This is a genomic window from Thiomicrorhabdus sp. (assembly GCF_041583835.1).
GTDB lineage: Bacteria > Pseudomonadota > Gammaproteobacteria > Thiomicrospirales > Thiomicrospiraceae > Thiomicrorhabdus.
Map to the genome: position 1 here is coordinate 154,689 of NZ_JBFHFC010000003.1, position 18,662 is coordinate 173,350.

General features: G+C 49.5%; 17 protein-coding genes. 3 read left to right on the plus strand and 14 right to left on the minus strand.

The window, feature by feature from the left end; genetic code table 11:
- Positions 1-20: 20 nt before the first annotated feature.
- From ABY044_RS03005 to ABY044_RS03015, 3 genes are all read left to right on the plus strand, one after another.
- Positions 21-380, plus strand: a complete 360-nt coding sequence (locus tag ABY044_RS03005; protein WP_373018018.1) for a CidA/LrgA family protein — start codon at positions 21-23, stop codon at positions 378-380.
- A complete protein-coding gene (locus ABY044_RS03010; protein ID WP_373018020.1) occupies positions 377-1,096 on the plus strand; it encodes an LrgB family protein in 720 nt (239 codons plus the stop codon). The genes ABY044_RS03005 and ABY044_RS03010 overlap by 4 nt, the downstream gene beginning before the upstream one ends.
- A 132-nt stretch (positions 1,097-1,228) precedes the next feature.
- Positions 1,229-1,453 (plus strand): (2Fe-2S)-binding protein, encoded by a 225-nt coding sequence (locus ABY044_RS03015; RefSeq protein ID WP_373018022.1) that lies wholly within the window; start codon positions 1,229-1,231, stop codon positions 1,451-1,453.
- 89 nt (positions 1,454-1,542) lie between these two features.
- On the opposite strand, the gene ABY044_RS03020 is transcribed toward ABY044_RS03015, so the two are convergent.
- From ABY044_RS03020 to ABY044_RS03085, 14 genes are all read right to left on the minus strand, one after another.
- Positions 1,543-1,860, minus strand: a complete 318-nt coding sequence (locus ABY044_RS03020; RefSeq protein WP_373018024.1) for a twin-arginine translocation signal domain-containing protein — start codon at positions 1,858-1,860, stop codon at positions 1,543-1,545.
- 147 nt (positions 1,861-2,007) lie between these two features.
- Positions 2,008-3,336, minus strand: a complete 1,329-nt coding sequence (locus tag ABY044_RS03025) for a TolC family protein (protein WP_373018026.1) — start codon at positions 3,334-3,336, stop codon at positions 2,008-2,010.
- A gap of 1 nt (position 3,337) precedes the next feature.
- The gene (locus ABY044_RS03030; RefSeq protein WP_373018028.1) at positions 3,338-6,502 is read right to left on the minus strand and encodes an efflux RND transporter permease subunit; all 3,165 of its coding nucleotides are present in this window, start codon (positions 6,500-6,502) and stop codon (positions 3,338-3,340) included.
- 9 nt (positions 6,503-6,511) lie between these two features.
- On the minus strand, positions 6,512-7,801 hold the full coding sequence (locus ABY044_RS03035) for an efflux RND transporter periplasmic adaptor subunit (RefSeq protein WP_373018030.1): 1,290 nt from the start codon (positions 7,799-7,801) through the stop codon (positions 6,512-6,514).
- Between the two features lie 130 nt (positions 7,802-7,931).
- Positions 7,932-8,276, minus strand: a complete 345-nt coding sequence (locus ABY044_RS03040; RefSeq protein WP_373018032.1) for a hypothetical protein — start codon at positions 8,274-8,276, stop codon at positions 7,932-7,934.
- A 158-nt stretch (positions 8,277-8,434) separates the two neighbouring features.
- Positions 8,435-9,277, minus strand: coding sequence for an MYG1 family protein (locus ABY044_RS03045; protein ID WP_373018034.1), 843 nt, complete (start codon positions 9,275-9,277; stop codon positions 8,435-8,437).
- Positions 9,278-9,453: 176 nt separating this feature from the next.
- Complete coding sequence (locus tag ABY044_RS03050; RefSeq protein ID WP_373018036.1) at positions 9,454-9,717, minus strand: hypothetical protein; 264 nt, start codon at positions 9,715-9,717, stop codon at positions 9,454-9,456.
- 225 nt (positions 9,718-9,942) lie between these two features.
- Positions 9,943-10,509, minus strand: a complete 567-nt coding sequence (locus tag ABY044_RS03055) for an NTP transferase domain-containing protein (RefSeq protein ID WP_373018038.1) — start codon at positions 10,507-10,509, stop codon at positions 9,943-9,945.
- Positions 10,506-11,735, minus strand: coding sequence for a molybdopterin molybdotransferase MoeA (locus ABY044_RS03060; protein ID WP_373018040.1), 1,230 nt, complete (start codon positions 11,733-11,735; stop codon positions 10,506-10,508). The genes ABY044_RS03055 and ABY044_RS03060 overlap by 4 nt, the downstream gene beginning before the upstream one ends.
- Entirely contained in the window at positions 11,729-12,754 is a 1,026-nt protein-coding gene (locus ABY044_RS03065; RefSeq protein WP_373018042.1) for a glycosyl transferase family protein, read from the minus strand. Before ABY044_RS03065 ends, ABY044_RS03060 begins: the two co-directional genes overlap by 7 nt.
- Positions 12,751-14,202, minus strand: coding sequence for a siroheme synthase CysG (cysG, locus tag ABY044_RS03070; RefSeq protein ID WP_373018044.1), 1,452 nt, complete (start codon positions 14,200-14,202; stop codon positions 12,751-12,753). The genes ABY044_RS03065 and cysG overlap by 4 nt, the downstream gene beginning before the upstream one ends.
- A 40-nt stretch (positions 14,203-14,242) precedes the next feature.
- A complete protein-coding gene (locus ABY044_RS03075; RefSeq protein WP_373018046.1) occupies positions 14,243-16,933 on the minus strand; it encodes a molybdopterin-dependent oxidoreductase in 2,691 nt (896 codons plus the stop codon).
- Positions 16,934-16,950: 17 nt separating this feature from the next.
- Positions 16,951-17,274, minus strand: coding sequence for a nitrite reductase small subunit NirD (nirD, locus tag ABY044_RS03080; protein ID WP_373018048.1), 324 nt, complete (start codon positions 17,272-17,274; stop codon positions 16,951-16,953).
- A 20-nt stretch (positions 17,275-17,294) separates the two neighbouring features.
- A partial coding sequence (locus tag ABY044_RS03085) for a (2Fe-2S)-binding protein (protein WP_373018050.1) occupies positions 17,295-18,662 on the minus strand: 1,368 nt, incomplete at its 5' end.

Sequence of the window (18,662 nt, forward strand, 5' to 3'; positions counted from 1 at the left end):
TTTACTCACATGGAACAGCTATGCCGTTTTTATCCGTAATGACGATTTTATTGATTTATCAGCTCGTAGGAGAGCTGATTGTGCGCGAATTCAATATGACCGTACCGGGACCGGTCATCGGTATGCTGCTGATGCTGTTCAGTCTGCTGGTCAAACGCTCTTTTGCCGATCAGCTACTCAAGCCGACGGAAATGATTCTGTCGCATTTCTCGTTGCTGTTTATCCCGGCGGGCGTCGGGTTGATGATCCATCTAAGTAGGCTGCAAGACGAATGGCTGGCCATTACGATCGCCCTTCTGAGCAGTACGGTTCTAGGATTGTTGGTCACGGCCTGGACCATGATGTTGATGACGAAACTGATGAACAGGAATCCAAAATGAACGACTATTCCGCCATCTGGGTTTATCTGGCCGCCAGTCCGCTTTTCGGGCTGACCCTCACCTTGACCTGTTACCTTCTGGCACTCCAAATCTACCGGAAAGGCCGTGGCAATCCGTTATTAACACCGGTCGCAACCTCGATTGTGATGATTATCGCCGTCCTTTCCGTCATGGATATTCCTTACGATTCCTATTTCTCGGGTGCCCAGTTTATTCATTTTCTGCTAGGACCGGCCACCGTTGCACTGGCGATCCCTCTGTTTTACCAATTAAGCAAACTGAAAAAAATTTGGTTACCCATGACGGTCGCCGTCATTTGCGGAATCACCGTTTCCGGATTCAGTGCTTACTTCATCGCCCGCGCGCTTGGAGCAAGTACGGAAACCATCTTGTCGATGATTCCCAAATCGGTCACCGCGCCCGTCGCCATGGGGATTTCCGAACAGATCAACGGCCTGCCGACCTTGACGGCAGTGTTTGTCGTTATTACCGGCGTTCTCGGTGCCATCATGGGGGTTTGGCTGTTCAAACTGTTCAAGATCAACGACGATAACATCAAAGGCGTCGCCATGGGTGTGACCGCGCACGGTTTGGGTACCGCCACCTCTTTACAAATCAATCAGCAAATGGGCGCTTTCGCCGGATTGGCAATGGCGTTATCCGCCTCGGTATCGGCGTTTGTTCTACCATTCGTACTGTCCCTGATTAACCCATAATCCACGCCCGGCTTAATCGCCGGGGCTAATCGTTCTCTCGGCTGGATTTAAAAATTCGCTCTCATGCAAAGGTGAATCGCTTAAAATATCCGCCCCGTCAATCGGAATCGATTACAAGCAAGGTTATGAAACATGTTGGAAGATGCACTCGAAAAGTTACCGGAAATTCTAAAGAAAAATTTGGATAGGAACCTGTGCGTCTGCAACGAGGTTAAGAAGATCGATGTCATTCAGGCCATCGTCGACGGCGCCGACACTCGGGATAAGGTACGTGCGAAAACCTATGCCTCGGACGGCAATGGCTGTTGCCGTTTACAAGTGGAAGACCTTTTGGAAGCGCTGAACGAAAAAAAGTAAGCCCTTCAAAAATCACAAAAAAAGCCGCAGAAAGAGAATTTCGTGCGGCTTTGATAAACAAAACTCAGTAAAGAACGTGAGCGGATCGATTAATTGGTACGCCCGCCACATTTACCTTCTTCGTCTTTAGGCGGTTTAGGGGCCGGTTCGACGTTACCGCCGCATTTCCCTTCTTGCGATTTATCTTCGGGCTTTGGTGCGGTCGGCGGAGTTACGTCCGGCATCCCCATACTGGCGCCGCATTTACCTTCGCCGCAATTACCTTCCACGGCCGCCACCTGCTCATAGCCCCCTTTCAGAGGTTTGATGCCAAACGGGTTTTCCGAAGCCAATGCAGATCCACTTAATGTTGTCGCCGTTGCCGCACCCGCCAATTTCAAAAATTCTCTTCTCGTTTTCTTAGACATTTGCTTTTCTCCAATAAATTAACATTTATATTAACAACTTAACTTATGTATAAAAATCAAAAACTTGATTCAAACTTAACTCAACCTCAATTTGATTTGAATCCTATATTTATAAACCCCGTTTATAGAATTTTCTTACACACTCCTTTAGGTTTTTTCATTCAAATGACCGATTGTCCAATAGAACAGATAATAGCTTTTCCAAATATCGGCTTTCAGGATAGGTAAATCCCTTTCAATCTTGTGCAGATGACGCTGTGCATCCAACAGATCCAGTACATTTCTACGTCCGGTTTTCAACGCTTGCTCGCTGGCTTTAACCGCCTGCCGACTGGACTCGAGTGCCGCTTTCAAGGCTTTCAAACGAGTCGTACCGGTCTGCAATGCCAACCAGGCATTCCGGGCTTGAGCTTCCAGAGACAGACTGGCTTCACGCTTCATGGCCAAGAGTTCTTTCACTTGAGAGCGCTGCTTGGAAACCGCCGCTTCGGTTCGACCGCCCAGATAAAGCGGTACATTCAATCTCAAACCGCCACGGGCTCCCTGCATATCATCATAGAAGTTTTTATCCGAATCGTTATAGACCAACGCACCGAAGGCTTCCACCTGTACCGAATCTTTGTTTTTCACATACTCGACTTGCTTCTGCGCCGCTTGAACCTGTTGCTCCAAAGCCAATAAAAGCGGATTATTAATAACCAGTTTTGACCAGGCCTGTTGAGCATTTTCGGCCTTCGCAACATTCACTTCCCGCTCAAGCCGAGCCAATTGCGGCGCTTGCTTAAGCGGAAAACTCAATGCATCGTAAGAAAATGTAGAAGCGTCTCCCAGCACCGCCGTCAATTTCGCTTCGGTCTGACGAAAATCCTGCTCCGCCTTGAGCAGTTCCGCATGGTTGAAATCAAGGCGCGACTGAATTTCGACGATATCGTTCAGGTCTTGGTAACCGACTTGAAAACGCTGGCGAACCTGCTTGATGATCGATTCGATCGAACGTTGTTCTTTCTTAAGAAACAGAAAATCTTCGCGCTGCTGCCAGTAAGTGAAATACAACTCCGCCACCTTGAACAGCACCTTCTGCTTTTCCGCCTCGGAACGCCACTGTTTGCTTTGATACGTCGAATCGGCCGACTTGTTCAAATCGTTCAATTGCGGTTCATAAAGCGGATAAGTCGCTATCAGCTGGTTAGCGGTACGTGGAAATTCATCCATTTTCATCCAGGCATAACTCAGTTCACTGTTGAAACGGACTTCCGGTTTCAACAGGCCACGGGCATCTTGCAGAGAACTATAAGCCGCCGCCTGCTCGGCATCGGCACGGCTTAAACTCGGATTGGTCTGCAAAGCCAATTCAAACAAGTCGGACAAAGCCAATTTACCTGCCGGCGCCGTTTCCGGCAATGTATCCGACGCCTTGGCCTGCATCATCAAACTCATGCAAACGGGAATGAAAACGCAAAATAGGATTCGTTTCATCTTATAACTCCTTTTCATCGGCGGCGGCCGTATTTGAAAACCCTTTTCTCAAATACAGCAAATAGGTCAGGATCGGAATCAAAATCATTGAAACCAAAGGCGCAGAAATCATCCCTCCAACCATCGGTGCCGCAATACGCTGCATCACCTCAGCCCCCGTTCCGGTAGCAAACATAATCGGCAACAAGCCCACCACGATCACGCTAACCGTCATCGCTTTAGGACGTACACGGCGCACCGCACCGTGCATAATGGCCGCCCGTAAATCATCGGCGTTGTTATAGCGCCCTTCTGCCTTGGCCGCTTCAATTGCGTTTTTAAGGTAAATCAGCATGACAACCCCGAATTCGGCGGCAACCCCCGCCAAGGCGATCATGCCGACCGCGACGGCAATCGAAAAGTGGAAGCCCAAAGCCCAAATAAACCATACCGACCCGAGCAAAGCGAAAGGAATCACCAACAGGATCATCAACGCCTCGCTGACACTCTTAAAGATCAAATACAACAGGACGAAAATGATCAAGATCGTCAGCGGCACGATTTCAGACAGTTTCTTCTGTGCTTTGAGCAGATATTCATACTGCCCCGACCACTGAATGCTATACCCCGAAGGTAAGTCGACCTTCTCGGCCACTTCGGCTCGCGCTTGTTCGACGTACCCCGCCAGATCCGTTCCCGGTTTCAAATCGACAAAAGTCCAACCGTTCAAACGGGCGTTTTCCGACTTGATAACCGGCGGGCCCATGCGGACTTTGATATCCGCCACCATTCCCAACTGGATTTGCGCTCCCGAAGCCGTCACAATCGGCAGCTGCTTAAGCGCCTCCACCGAGTTACGCCAAACTTGCGGATAACGCAAATTCAGACTGTAACGTTCGCGCCCCTCGATGGTTTCCTGTAGAACTTTGCCGCCGACGGCGGAACCGACGATGTTCGCCAGTTGCGCCATACTTAAATCGTAACGGGCGACATCGGCACGTTTGGGCAAAATGTCGATATAACGTCCGCCCTCCGATCGATCGGAAAACGCCGATAAGGTTCCCGGTACTTTCGCAACCACGGCCTCGACCCGTTTGCCGATCTTCTCGATTTGAGCCAGATCGTCGCCGGAAACCTTGATACCGATCGGGGTTTTGATTCCGGTGGAGAGCATATCGATTCGTGTTTTGATCGGCTGCACCCAAGCATTGGTTAATCCGGGAATGGAGACCGCGCCGTTCAGTTCATCGATTAATTTAGATAACGTCATGCCCTCGCGCCATTCGGACTTATCTTTAAGCTGAATAGTGGTTTCGATCATCGTCAATGGTGCGGGATCGGTTGCGGTATCGGCACGGCCGATCTTGCCGAACACGCTTTTCACTTCGGGAAAGCCTTTTATGATTCGGTCGGTATCCTGCAACAAGGCTTGTGCCGCACCAATCGACAGCCCCGGCAAGGTCGTCGGCATGTACAGTAAATCGCCCTCTTCCAGTTCCGGCATAAATTCCGAACCGGTCTGCTGCCATGGATAAACCATAGTCACCAGAGCCAATACGGCCACACCGATAATGGTTTTAGGCCAGCGTAACAAACGCTTTAAAACCGGTTCGTAAATGCGAATTAAAACCCGGTTCAATGGATTCTTGGATTCATCCGGCAATTTACCACGAATGAAATAGCCCATCAGAACCGGCACCAGACTGATCGCCAAGCCGGCCGCTACCGCCATGGCCAAGGTTTTTGTCAATGCCAACGGCGTAAACAGCCGTCCCGCCTGTTCCTGCAAGGCAAAAATCGGCATGAAACTCAGTGCGATAATCAGCAAGGATAAAAACAGCGGTAAACCGACCTCTTGCGACGATTTAAGAATCAATTGCCAATGCGTTTTTCCCTGCGGCACCTCTCCAGTTTGTTTGCGATAAGCTTCCAAATGTTTGTGGGCGTTTTCAATCATAACGATTGCCGCATCCACCATGGTTCCGATGGCGATGGCAATCCCGCCCAAACTCATGATATTGGCGGTTACGCCCATCTGTTGCATAACGAAAAAGGCCCCCAACACACCCAACGGCAAAGAGATGATTGCCACTAAAGCGGAACGCAAGTGCAGCAAAAACAGCAATGAAACCAACGCCACCACAATCATCTCTTCCAACAATTTGTGCTGCAAGGTTTCGACTGCGCGCCCGATCAATCCCGAACGATCGTAAACTTCAACCAACTCCACCCCTTTGGGCAGGCCCGGTTGAAGTTGCTTGATCTTCTGCTTAACCGCATCAATCACTTTCTGGGCATTTTCGCCGGAACGCATCACCACAATACCGCCGACTACTTCACCTTCACCGTTTAGGTCGGCAATACCTCGACGAGGCTTGGTGCCCAGCTTGACTCGTGCGATGTCTTTCAACAGTAACGGCGTATTGGTCTGTGAATTTCTGCCTACCGCAATCTGTTCGAGATCACTCAGCTTGGTCACATAACCTTTCACTCCGACCATATACTCGGCTTCGGCCAATTCGATAACCGACGCCCCCATCTCGACCGCACTTTGCTGAATGGCGGACTGCACCTTTTCCAAAGGTAAATGGTAAGCGCGTAGTTTGTTAGGATCGACTTCCACCTGATATTGCTTCACCATGCCACCAATCGCGGCGACTTCGGATACACCGGGAACGGACTGCAGCTCGAACTTTAGAAACCAGTCTTGCAAACTGCGCAGCTGCGCCAAATCCAACTGATGGGAACGGTCCACCAAGGCATACTCATACACCCAGCCGACACCGGAGGCATCCGGCCCCAAAATAGGCTGAACACCGCTCGGCAATTGTGCCTTAACCTGACTCAGATACTCCAATACCCGAGAACGAGCCCAGTAAGGATCCGTCCCTTCTTCAAACAACACATAAACGTAAGAGTCGCCAAAAAAGGAGTAACCGCGCACGGTCTTGGCTTTAGGAACCGACATCATCAAATTGGAGATCGGGTAAGTCACCTGATCTTCCACCAGCTGCGGACTTTGTCCGGCAAACGGGGTTTTGACAATCACTTGAACATCCGACAGATCGGGAATGGCATCCAACGGGGTATCCTGTACCGCTTTCCAACCCACTATCGCGATAATGGCGCTGAAAATCAGAACCAAAACCCGATTCTCTATCGAAGCCGAAATTATTGAACGAATCATTTCAGTCTCCTAGTGTTGATGGTGCACAGACGTGCCGGACGACATGGCCGATTGCGGCTTCTGGCCGACCAAACGACGTAAATTGGACTGAACCTGACTTTCGGAATCGATTAAGAACTGGCCGGAGATGACGACCTCTTCCCCTTCCTTAATACCGGAAACCACTTCCGCAACCCCTTGGGTTTGCATACCGGTGACCACTTCTTTAACTTGGAAGCCGCCTTTATCGTTTTTAACCACCACACGTTTGGTTTCGCCGTCATCAATCACGGCTTCCATCGGAATCGCCAACACATTTCGTCTCGGGCCGCCGTAAATGATCGTGTCCACCAACATATTCGGCTTAAAACGTAAAGCGTCGTTCACCAAAGGAATGCGTACCTTAACGGCCTGGGTTACCGGATCGGCGGTCGGATAGAGATAATCGATCCGGCTTTCCCAATGCTTTCCGGGATAGGCGGAAGTCAGAACGTCGACCGTGAGTCCCGTCTTGATCCAATCTTGCTGCAAAGGCAACACTTCGGCCTCTACCCAAACGCTGGAAAGGTCGGTCAAACTCATCAACTCGGTTTGCGGTTGAACATACATACCGGTCTGAACCATAAGATCGTTAACGAATCCGGTTTGCGGTGCGTAGATCGGAATTTTATGGATCGGTTCGCCCTTTTTGGCGATGCTCTTGATGGTTTGATCGTCCAGTCCCAAAAGTTGTAACCGAATTTTGGCCGAGTTAACCAAAGAGTTTGCCTGAGAACCCAATCGTCTCTGATTCTGCAAAACCTGTAAATAATCGTCCTGGGCGGAGACGATTTCCGGTGAATACAGACGGTACAGAAGCTGTCCTTTTTCAATGGCATCGCCGTTATTGCGCACGCTTAAATCACTTATCCAACCCGAAGCCCGGGGATGAATGTGCACCACGCGAGTTTCATCGGCGACGACTTTTCCGAAAGTAGGAATGTATTTCCAAAGCGTATGTTTTTCGGCTTTGGCCGTACGGATCGCAAACTGTTGCTGCATCCCGATAACACCCGAGGCCTGTCCGTTTGATTTAAGTGTGATTTCCGGTGTCGTTTCGGCTTCGGAAAAACGCTGCTTGACCAGTTTCATCCCGCAAATCGGGCACGTGCCTTCATGGTCGCGAACAATCTGCGGGTGCATAGGACAAACGTATTTGTATACTCCATCGTCTTCACCTAATGTCGGTAACGTATTATTCGACGGTGGTTCAGCCGCATGAACATGACCTGCGGGAGACAGTAAAGCGATAGATAGAATCAGCCAAGTTTGACGAATCATCATAAAATCCTTTTCGTATATTCTGTTCGGACGAACACGGTACATCCTGAAAAGACGTGAACAGAAATTGAATCACTATAAATCCGACAATGAACAAAACGTCCAGTCAGATCCAATCAAGAAAAGAAAATTAGGCGAATCTAGGGGGTTGCTCTTCGCGAGGAAGATCAATGGAAGCGAATCTGACTGAATCAGGATGATTCAATCGAGCCATGACTGGCTGAAAAGAAAGACCGGCGTTATCGGAAAGACTGACCGAATAACTTAAAAAGTGGCAGGTTAAATTACCGCAGTGACAATCATCGCCGCACTGAGGGCAACCACTATTCGATGCATGAGCGTGGTCACAACAAGCGTGATCGGAGGACGCCATCTGGTGATGGGCCATATCGTGGTGCGACATTTCATGATGCGACATTTTTTCCTCACAGCACGCATGCTCGGCATTCATGGTTGGAACCGAAGCAGCTGGCATTTCCGATTCGGAAGCAAAAGTAACTTGCAAATTCCCGAACAGAAAAACAAAGATAAGTGCTAAGTGAGAAATTTTCATAAATTCGAGTTTAAATTAAACCAAAATTAAATACAAACACTTTTAATCACAAAGAGTTATGAAGAACGGCCAATTCGATCTCAATGACTTTTTGCCATGACCATGGCACTTTCAAAACTTCGGCACACCGACATAAATCCGGATTTATGACAGAACACGGCATCATCCAACCCGGTTACGGCCTTGAGTTCGTCTTCTCTCAAGCCCCTGAATCGTTCCGGAAGATGATTCTCGTTACCGTTACAGTAAACGCCGTAACCTTCCGATCCTTTAGGATAAACCACACGGGTAATTTCAGGATGAGAACGAATAAAGTCTTTAAACGGCAGGTTTTCTTCCAACACTAAAATGCCTTCATCGACATTCTTAGCGCACGCCTCAAGCTGCACCACCACTTCGGCTTCTTTAATGGCCGCTTTGATAAAGTTATTTAAAATGACGCTGGTAAACTCAATCGCTTGATTGAATGCCGCTTCTTGCTGTTCGATATCATCGGCCGAAGAAGCGTTCATCATGCCGATCAACATCGACACGGAAGGACGTGGATCATCGACAAAACGGCCATTATCCACCGCATCGATATCCTTGATGATTTTCTGATCTACCCACTCTAAGGCAAACTGCTGTTCGTAATCGCCTTCCAGCCCTTTTTTTGCCAAAATTTCTTTCCCGTAATGCTCCCAAACCAAACCGGCGGTGGCATAAGGCGTGCCGTCTTCGCGAGCACGGGTAAAGCTATTTTGGTGATGGTCGAAGCGTAAAGTTTCAGGATCGTATTCCGCGCCCACATCCAACACAATCTCCGCTTGATCGATGACTTCTTGATCTCGGGAACGGACAATTTCCTTTTCTCCAAGCATGAGAATCATCGCAATGGCAAAAACTTCGTCGGCATGAAAACGACCTGAGTGAGTAACTAACATTCAACTTCCTTAATCTGGGCTTAGTAGCATTAAATTTATGTGGGATATGTTAGTGCATTTTGGCTATGAATGGCGGCGAATGAACGAAAGACTTATAAATAAGTTCTTCCAAATTTTAAGACATCCGTCTTTAGTGCGAACAATCACCACCCTGACCGTTCAGAAGATTTTTGACTTTACGATTCTTTTTCGGATTTCACATCTGACCATAAGTTGAAAAAATAGAGTACCAATCCAATACCCAGCACCCACCACCCTATTGATAGCAGCACATTTGAAACCTCGGTAGCCATTTCTTTTTCAACAATGTCATGCACCCAATAAGGCGAATAGGCCATTGCGATCCCAAGCAAGATCGTAATCATTGCCGTACGCTTTCTCACATCCGGATTGATTTGCACAATTGATCCGATCAAACGTTTCAACCAATTCTCATTCATTAAGTTTGCCTCATACAAAATTCTATTTGAATGAAAAAGTATAAAAGACATTTACCCAAATTGTCGTTTTATTACATATTTACGGCATGTTTTTTAATACTGGTTTCTTGCGGTGAGAAACTCTAAACGCGATTGGGGTTAACCAACCCATCTTGGATTAGAGGGACGCTGCCACCATTAAAATCCAAGCTGTTGATTGTAATTATTTTTTATAAATTTACTTTTTCAGGATAACAATTGATGAGTTGAATTAACATTGAACGCATGAGTCAAAGGTTTATTCCACTCCCGGATCAATGACTTTTCCTCTTTCAACCACCCTCGAATGGAGCGGTTACTATGGTTCAAATATTCGGATAACGAATCTAATTTATTCACGCTCACGGAAAGGTGGGCGAACTCCAGCTTTTCCTGTTTTGACAGCACGGCGGTTTGATCACCTGAAACTTCCCCCATCAAGCCCGGATAGTCGCAATCCAGTGCCAAACAATCCACCGGCCAGGTAATCCAGCGCTCAATATTGTGCTCCACGCCAAAAGACAAAGCTGCTTCCAATCCTGCTAAAGGACCATAATAGCCTTCGCGAAGATCGGAGATCACCGGAACCCCCAAATTACGATACTGCTCCAAATTACGGTTTGCACTGATAACAACCTGCACGGGAATGGAAGACCGCTCGATTTCATCCAATACGCATTCAATAAACGGTTTACCGTTATATTGACACCAGCCTTTGTCCCGGCCGCCCATACGCTTGCCTTCTCCCCCGGCCAAAATCACCAGACCAATCATGAATAACTCCAGAATTCGATCCAATCCCCTGCCTGACAGGATTGTTTAGGATTGACCCGGATATAACCGTCCGCCCGGGTTAAACAAACCAGTTGGCCGATTTCTCGGGCGTTGAGGATTTCCAACCCTTGATCGGAAATCGCCACTTGCAGCCACTCCACCCTTTCGGACATATTCTCAAACGGGGTCGTCAGACGCATTTTTTGCGATGGCGACTGCCACCCCTTTAGTCCCGAAAGTTTGTATAAAAAAGGCTTAACCAGCAACTGAAAGCTCATAAATGCCGCCAAGGGGTTGCCTGGCAGGGCAATGAGTCGAGCGCGTTTCAGTTGCGTCGTTGAAAACGGTTTGGCGGGTTTCATATTCAATTGCCAAACCTGTGAATTCGGCTGCCTTTTTAAAAAGCTTTTAATCTGGTCTTTTTCCCCTTTCGACGCTCCCCCTATGGTTAAAACGACATCGGCCCTATCACCCCAATAAGCGATCTTTTCCCATGTAGCCGCTTCATCATCGGCAAGATGCTCAACCGCAAGCATTTCTACCGGCAACGCTTGGCACAGGGCAGAGATCAACCAGGAATTGGATTCATAAATTTGTCCGGCGCTTAAATTTTCACCTACGGCAACCAATTCATCCCCTGTGGTTAACAAAACCACTTTCATTAAAGACGACACCTTAACTTCCGTCACCCCCACGGAAGCCAACAAAGCCAATTCCCTGGCACCTATTTTCTGCCCCTTTGGCAACAAAAGCTGTTCCTTGGCAATCTCTGACCCGACTTCGCGAATATGTTGCCCAACCAGAGTTTGTTCCGGCTTTAATAAAAATTCCCGCATATCACCCTGGCTGAGCATCCGGCGTTGTACGAAAGATTTTTCAACCGGTAGAATCGCATCCAGATGATCAGGAACCGGAGCGCCGGTCATAATCGCGACCGCCTCGTTCAAACCGTGCTCACCGACTTCGGTCATGACATCGCCGGCATAGACATGGCGATTTATGCCCAACCATTCTTCATTGCATCTAGTAGCATACGCATAGCCGTCCATGGCGGCTTGACGCCAAGGCGGCATCTCCATAGGAGAATAAACAGGCTCGGCCAATACCCTGCCCAACGCTTTACTCAAAGCGACGCTTTCGGTTTCCGTATGGGTTTGTGCCTGAGCCATCAGCCAGTCGAAAACCTCGTCAAATTCCGCTATGGATTCCAAGTTTCTTTTCAACATTTCAAGCTTCTCCTTTCCCACAGTTCCCGGGCTTTCCGCACACCTTTTTCATAGGAAATACCCTCCAACAGCATCAGAGCCGCACCGGCCGAACCGATCACGGCATGATATCCATAAGTATCCTCCAGCTCGCCCTGCCACAGAGCCAACAAGTCCTGCTGCAGCCACTGTTTAGGACGCTCCTGCCTGTCTATCAAAGCACCTGCTGTCAGGTCGGATAACTGAGATTTTCCCTTCTCGGTAAAATACAGATGCGTCAAGGCATCCGGGCGTATCTCCGCTTCCCCACCTTCGCCTTTAAACACCAGGTTCTTAGGCGTCTTCATACTTTCGGCCACCGCGTGATGCAATTCTTCAACCCCTTTATGGAATATCCCTTGAATAGAAGCCTGCGCATTCAGAGGGTTCAATAATTTCACGGCCGTGTTGAATACCGTTCTGACGCCCAACTCCGACTTGAGATGCAAAATCTCTTTCAATTTCGGCGACATCACATTCAACGGCAGATAAACCAAGTTCGGTTCTTGCAATAAATCCCGAGCTTCGTTCAAAGACGCGGCGGATGAAAATCCCAAAGGCTGCAGAAAAGATTCCACATATTGTCGATTTTGGAACTGCCCCATATCGCCATGCAGCAAAATACGGTACCCGGCTTCGGCCAACAGCTTTATCGACAGCAGAAAATAAGGCGGATAACGCCACTTGCCGGCATAAGCCGACCAATCCAAATCGATACGGTCTTCGGCCATCCGGTTCATGCCTAAAGACTCGCGCAATTGGCTCACGATGCCGACCAACTCCTCCTGAGATTCACCGTTGGCTCGCATCAACAATAGAAAAGCACCCAATTGCTTATCGGTCACGGTTCCCTGCAAAATATGCTGAACAGCACCGCGCGTTTCTTCCACGGTTAAAGAACGACGTGACTTCGGCCCTTTACCCAATATCCGTAAATACTCGCTGAAAGGATGATCTTCAGCCGACCCGACCAGAGGTGTTAATCGCGCGGAATCGTTCATACTGCAACCCGCTGCTTTAAATAATCGTCCCGCCCGGTTGCGGCGGTTTCGGCCTGTTGTTGCAAACTGCGAATTCTTTCCCTGACTTTGATGACATCACCCACCACAATTAAAGCCGGAGGCTGAATTTTCTGTTGCTCGATGGTCGACGCCAGATCGGCCAAACTAATCACCGTCACCTTTTGATCCGGACGGGTTCCCTTCTCAATAATCGCTGCCGGGGTGTCTGAAGCCATACCGGCGGTTAACAACCCATTCTGAATGTCTTTCGCCTTTTTCACCCCCATATAAAACACCATGGTGTCGCCGGACTGAGCCAAACGCGCATAATCGATTTCGGCGTCGCCTGACTTCTGATGTCCGGTGACAAAACTGACCGAATGGGCATAATCCCTATGCGTCAAAGGGAAGTCGGCGTAGGCGGCACAACCCGCCGCCGCAGTTATTCCCGGCACAACAGTGAAAGGCACATTGTGTTCTGCCAACAGTTCCACTTCCTCGGCACCACGCCCGAAGATATAAGGGTCGCCGCCTTTTAAGCGCGCCACCTTTTTACCCTGCTGTGCCAGCTCCAACAACATTTGGCTAATACGGTGCTGCGGCACGGCATGCCAGCGGTCTTTTTTACCGACGTAAATACGTTCCGCTTCACGGCGCGCCATATCCAGTATTTCCGGTGCCACCAGACGGTCATAGACCACCACGTCGGCCTGTTGTAATAAACGCAATCCTTTGAATGTCATCAGATCCGGATCTCCCGGACCGGCGCCGATCAAATAGACTTCACCTTGCGAAGACATGCCTTCATCTGCTTTTTGTAACGCTTGCTGCAATTGTTTTTCAGCGACCTCGACTTCACCTCTTGCCGCCTGGTCAACAAAACTGCTTTGCAACACATTTTCCCAAAAAGCTTTGCGGTCGTCAGCTTTGGCAAACGCCGCCTTCACCTTGTCGCGATAACGCCCTACCAGGTCGGTTAAACCGCCGATTCCCGAAGGGATCAAGGTTTCCAAACGCGCCTTCATCACCCTAGATAAAACGGGCGAGCGTCCTCCGGTCGAAACCGCAATCGTCATCGGAGAACGATCCACGATCGCCGGTAAAATGAATTCGCAGTATTCCGTTTGATCCGCCACATTCAATGGAATTTGCGCTTGCTGACAGTAGGCATGAACCGCTTGATTCACCGCTTGATCATCTGTCGCCGCAATCACGTATTTAGGCTTAGGCAACATTCCCATCCGGTCCGGTGAAAAAGTCTCCTGCAACCAGGTCACTTTGCCCTGCGCCAAATGGTGCTTCATTTCATTCTTCAACTCGGGTGCGATTACGGTCACTTCGGCTCCCGCCTGGATGAACAGATCTGCCTTGCGCGCCGCCACGACACCGCCGCCAACGATCAAACAAGGCTGGTTTTGAATCTTGACGAAAATCGGTAAATAATCCATCACTTTTTCCTCCATCCCCGACCTCGTCGGGCGAACGTGATTAATGCAATTCCACATGCAGTTCTTGGTTTAAAATTTCGGTTAATTCCGGTATGCAGCTTCCGCAATTCGTACCCGCTTTCAAGGCCTGTCCTATCGCTTCGACACTGGTTAAACCTTGGGAATGAATGGCATCCACCAAAGTATTCAAGCCAACACTGAAACAAGAACAGATCGTTTTTCCTTCGTCTTTGGCACCGGATGCCTGCCCCGCCAGCAGATAGAATCTGTCTCGCGCTTCCAGCGTCTGCTTGGCAAACAAGTCGCCCAACCAGTGACGTCCGGGCAAAGCCTGTTGTTCACTGACAAACACCACCAACTCCAATTGACCGTCTTTCAACCAAGCCATGCGTCTGGTGCCGGTTGCTTCGTCTTGATACTCGATTTTTTCCAAACCGTCTAAATCCTGATCAAAATTTGCCAGTTTCGACCAGGCCCGGTCATCTTCCAGAAGCTTTTGCCCGGAAAGTTCATAGTGGAAATACGATTTGCCTTTGATTTTGATCCAGTAATCGAAATCCGACGTTTCCAATTCAGTCCGGCTCAATGCAAATCCCTGCCACTGCACATCGTAAGCCTCAAGCGCGACCGGGCTGTGCTTGGATTCCGGCTGGCCGGACAAAGGATCGGTCGCCGCTTTCACCAATACATCCGCTCTCGCCTGACTCGCGTATTGCGCCGTCCAGTGCATCGGCACAAACAGACTGCCTTGTCTTTGCCCTGCATCGACAACCACCCGTCCGACAAAATCGCCGAGATCGTTATGCACTCTTGCCAGGCAACCCTCTGTTACGCCATATGTCTTCGCATCCAACGGATGCACTTGAATGAAAGGTTCGTCGATATGCGCCATTAATTTTGCGGTTTTCGCTGTCCGCGTCATGGTGTGCCATTGATCGCGAATACGCCCGGTATTTAAAATCAGTGGATAAGTTTCAGAAGTCGGGTTTTGGGGCAGTCTCGGCTGTACCGCGATAAATCTTGCTTTGCGGTTAGGGGTATAGAATTGCCCGTCGGCAAACATTCTTTTACAGCCTTTCGGAAACTGTTCATTGATCGGCCAAGCCATTGGACTGAATGCGCCGTACTCTTCATTGGAAATCATTGCCAGGGCAGAAATATCAAAGTCGCGTTTACCGTCGTTTTCGAAACCGGACAGCTCAGCATGTTCCCGGAAAATATCCGCCGGAGTCTGATAATCAAAAGCGTCTACGAACCCTAATTTTTTCGCGACCTGTGTCAGCATCCACCAATCGGAACGCGCCAATTCGGGCCCGTCGATGAAACGTCTTTGTCGTGAAATTGTTCTATCCGAATTGGTTACCATGCCGTCCGTTTCTCCCCAGGTTAATGCGGGAAGAAGCACATCCGCGACTTCGGTTGTATCCGTGTTCTGCATGCAATCCGACACCACCACCAAACCGCAAGCCTGTAACGCGGCTTTCACCTTGTCCGCTTCCGGCATGGATACGACCGGATTGGTATTGATAATCCAAATAGCCTTGATCTTGCCTTCGGCAACCGCCTGAAACATATCTACCGCTTTCAGGCCGTTTTGTTGAGCCATATTTCGTGCTTGCCAAAAACGTGCTACACGGTCGATGTCTTCCGCAGAAGAGAAATCCATATGGGCTGCCAGCTGGTTCGCCAGGCCGCCCACTTCGCGCCCGCCCATGGCGTTCGGCTGCCCGGTGATCGAAAAAGGTCCCATACCCGGACGACCGATTCGGCCGGTCGCCAAATGGCAGTTAATAATGGCATTGGATTTATCCACGCCGGAAGAAGACTGGTTCACGCCTTGCGAATAAAGCGTCACCATCCTGTCGAGCTGTACCGTCCATTGAAAAAAGGTTAATAAATCGGCTTCATCCAATTCACAGGTGGTCGCAACCGCCGACAAGGTACCCAATTCAGCTTGTGCCATCTCGCAGGCTTCTTTAAAGCCTTCGGTATGCTCAGCGATAAAATCGGAATCGACAGAGCCCGAGGCAACCAAATAAGACAAAAGACCGTTGAATAAAGCGGCATCGGTTCCCGGTTTTAACGGCAAATGTAAATCGGCCAAATCACAGGTCGCGGTACGGCGAGGATCGATAACCACCACTTTCATCTGAGGACGTTCTTTTTTGGCGGCAACCAAACGCTGGTAAACGATGGGATGAGCCCACGCCGCATTGGAACCCACCAATACTACCAAATCCGCCAATTCCAAATCCTCATAAGAACAAGGCACGGCGTCGGCACCGAAAGCACGCTTGTAGCCCACGACCGCAGACGCCATACACAGACGGGAGTTGGTATCGATATTCGCCGTACCGATAAACCCCTTTAGCAGCTTGTTGGCAACATAATAATCTTCGGTCAATAATTGACCGGATACATAAAAAGCCACGGCATCCGGACCATGCTCGGCAATCACCTTACGAAACCCATCGGCAACGAAAGTAATTGCCTCTTCCCAATCCACCGCTTTACCGTGAACCTGCGGCGCCAGCATGCGCCCTGAAAAGCTGAGCGTCTCGCCTACCGAAGACCCTTTCACACAGAGCTTGCCGTAATTCGCAGGATGAACCTTATCCCCTAAAGCTTGCCAAACGATTTCATTCGTTTGTGTTTTCGGCTGCATCTCTATACCGCAACCGACACCGCAATAAGGGCAAGTGGTTTTGACTGGGTTGGTTTGTACACTCATCGCTTTCTCCCGGCTGATCACTCAACGCTCACCCAAACATCGCCGTCTTCGATCTTGGCGTCAAACACCTCAACCGAAAGTTCCGGTTTCTCCAGACACTGGCCGGTTTGTAAATTGAAATGATCCTTATACAGCGGTGAAGCCACCACCAATGCCTCGCCCAAGTTGCCAATCATGCCGCGAGACAGAACGTAAGCCTTACCGGCCGGGTCATAGTTATCCAGGGCGTAGACTTGATCATCCAGATAAAACAAGGCGATCTGGCGACCTTTAACCAAAGCGGCCACACCGGAATTTGCCACCAATTCATTTAATGAACAGACTTTTTCAAATGCTTTCATCTGCAACTTCTCCAATATGCTTAAGCGATTTCTCGAATTTCAACGGCGATACCGTCCAGCTTTTCCTGCTCTGTCGCCGGACGGATTTGGCCGCGCTCCTGAACGAAAAGTTGCGGTGCGGGCGAATCGATATTGACGAAAGAACGGAATCTTTGACGATACTCGGGTTGACTGACCGCTCTCTGCCAATCGCATTGGTAAGATTCCCGGATGGAGGCCATTTGGGATTCCAGTTCATCGCCGATGCCCAAACTGTCTTCAATCACCACCTGTTGTAAATAACTCAAACCGCCCTCCAGGTTATCCATCCAGGTGGCGGTTCTTTGCAGACGGTCAGCCGTCTTGATATAGAACATCAATAAGCGGTCGACATACCGGAAGACCTCTTCTTGAGTCAGTTCCGTGGCAAACAGATCTGCATGACGGGGTTTCATACCGCCGTTTCCGCAAACATAAAGATTCCAGCCGCTTTCGGTAGAAATCAAACCGATGTCCTTGGCTTGAGCCTCTGCACATTCGCGTGTACAGCCCGAAACCCCCATTTTGATTTTGTGCGGTGCGCGCAGCCCCTTATAGCGATTTTCCATATCGATCGCCATGGTGACCGAATCGTCCAGACCATAACGGCACCATGTTGAACCGACACAGGATTTCACCGTACGCAAGGCTTTGGCATAAGCCTGTCCGGATTCGAAACCGGCATCCAGCAACTTCTGCCAAATGTCCGGTAAATCGTTCATTTGCGCTCCGAAAAGCACAATACGCTGCCCGCCGTTGACTTTGGTGTACAGCTTGTATTCCTTCGCGACTTCACCCAAAACAATCAGTTTTTCCGGCGTAATTTCACCGCCCGGCACACGAGGGATGACCGAATAGGTACCGTCTTTCTGCATATTTCCGAGGTAGTTGTCGTTGGTATCCTGTAACGGGATTTTGTCTTTTTCCAAGGCGTAACTGTTCCACAAAGAAGCAAAGATATTCCCGGAAGCCTGTTTACAGATATCACAGCCATGTCCTTTGCCGTGACTGTTAAGGAGTTCGTCAAATGTTTTGATTTCTTCGACCTGACAGATATGGAAAAGCTCTTGGCGGGTATGGGCGAAATGCTCACAGATATCGGTATTGACCTCATGACCGCGCTTCGACAATTCATGATTCAGGACATTGGAAACCAACTGCGCGCAACCGCCGCAACCTGTTGCCGCCTGAGTGCAGGACTTGATATCGGCCATGGTGCAGCAACCGCCTTCAACCGCTTGGATCACATCGCCCTTGGAGACGTCATAACAAGAGCAAAGCTGTGCCGTTTCCGGCAACGCCTCCGGGCCGAACAGACTCGAAGCCTCACCATCACGGCTAGGCAGAATCAGGCTATCCGGGTGCTCCGG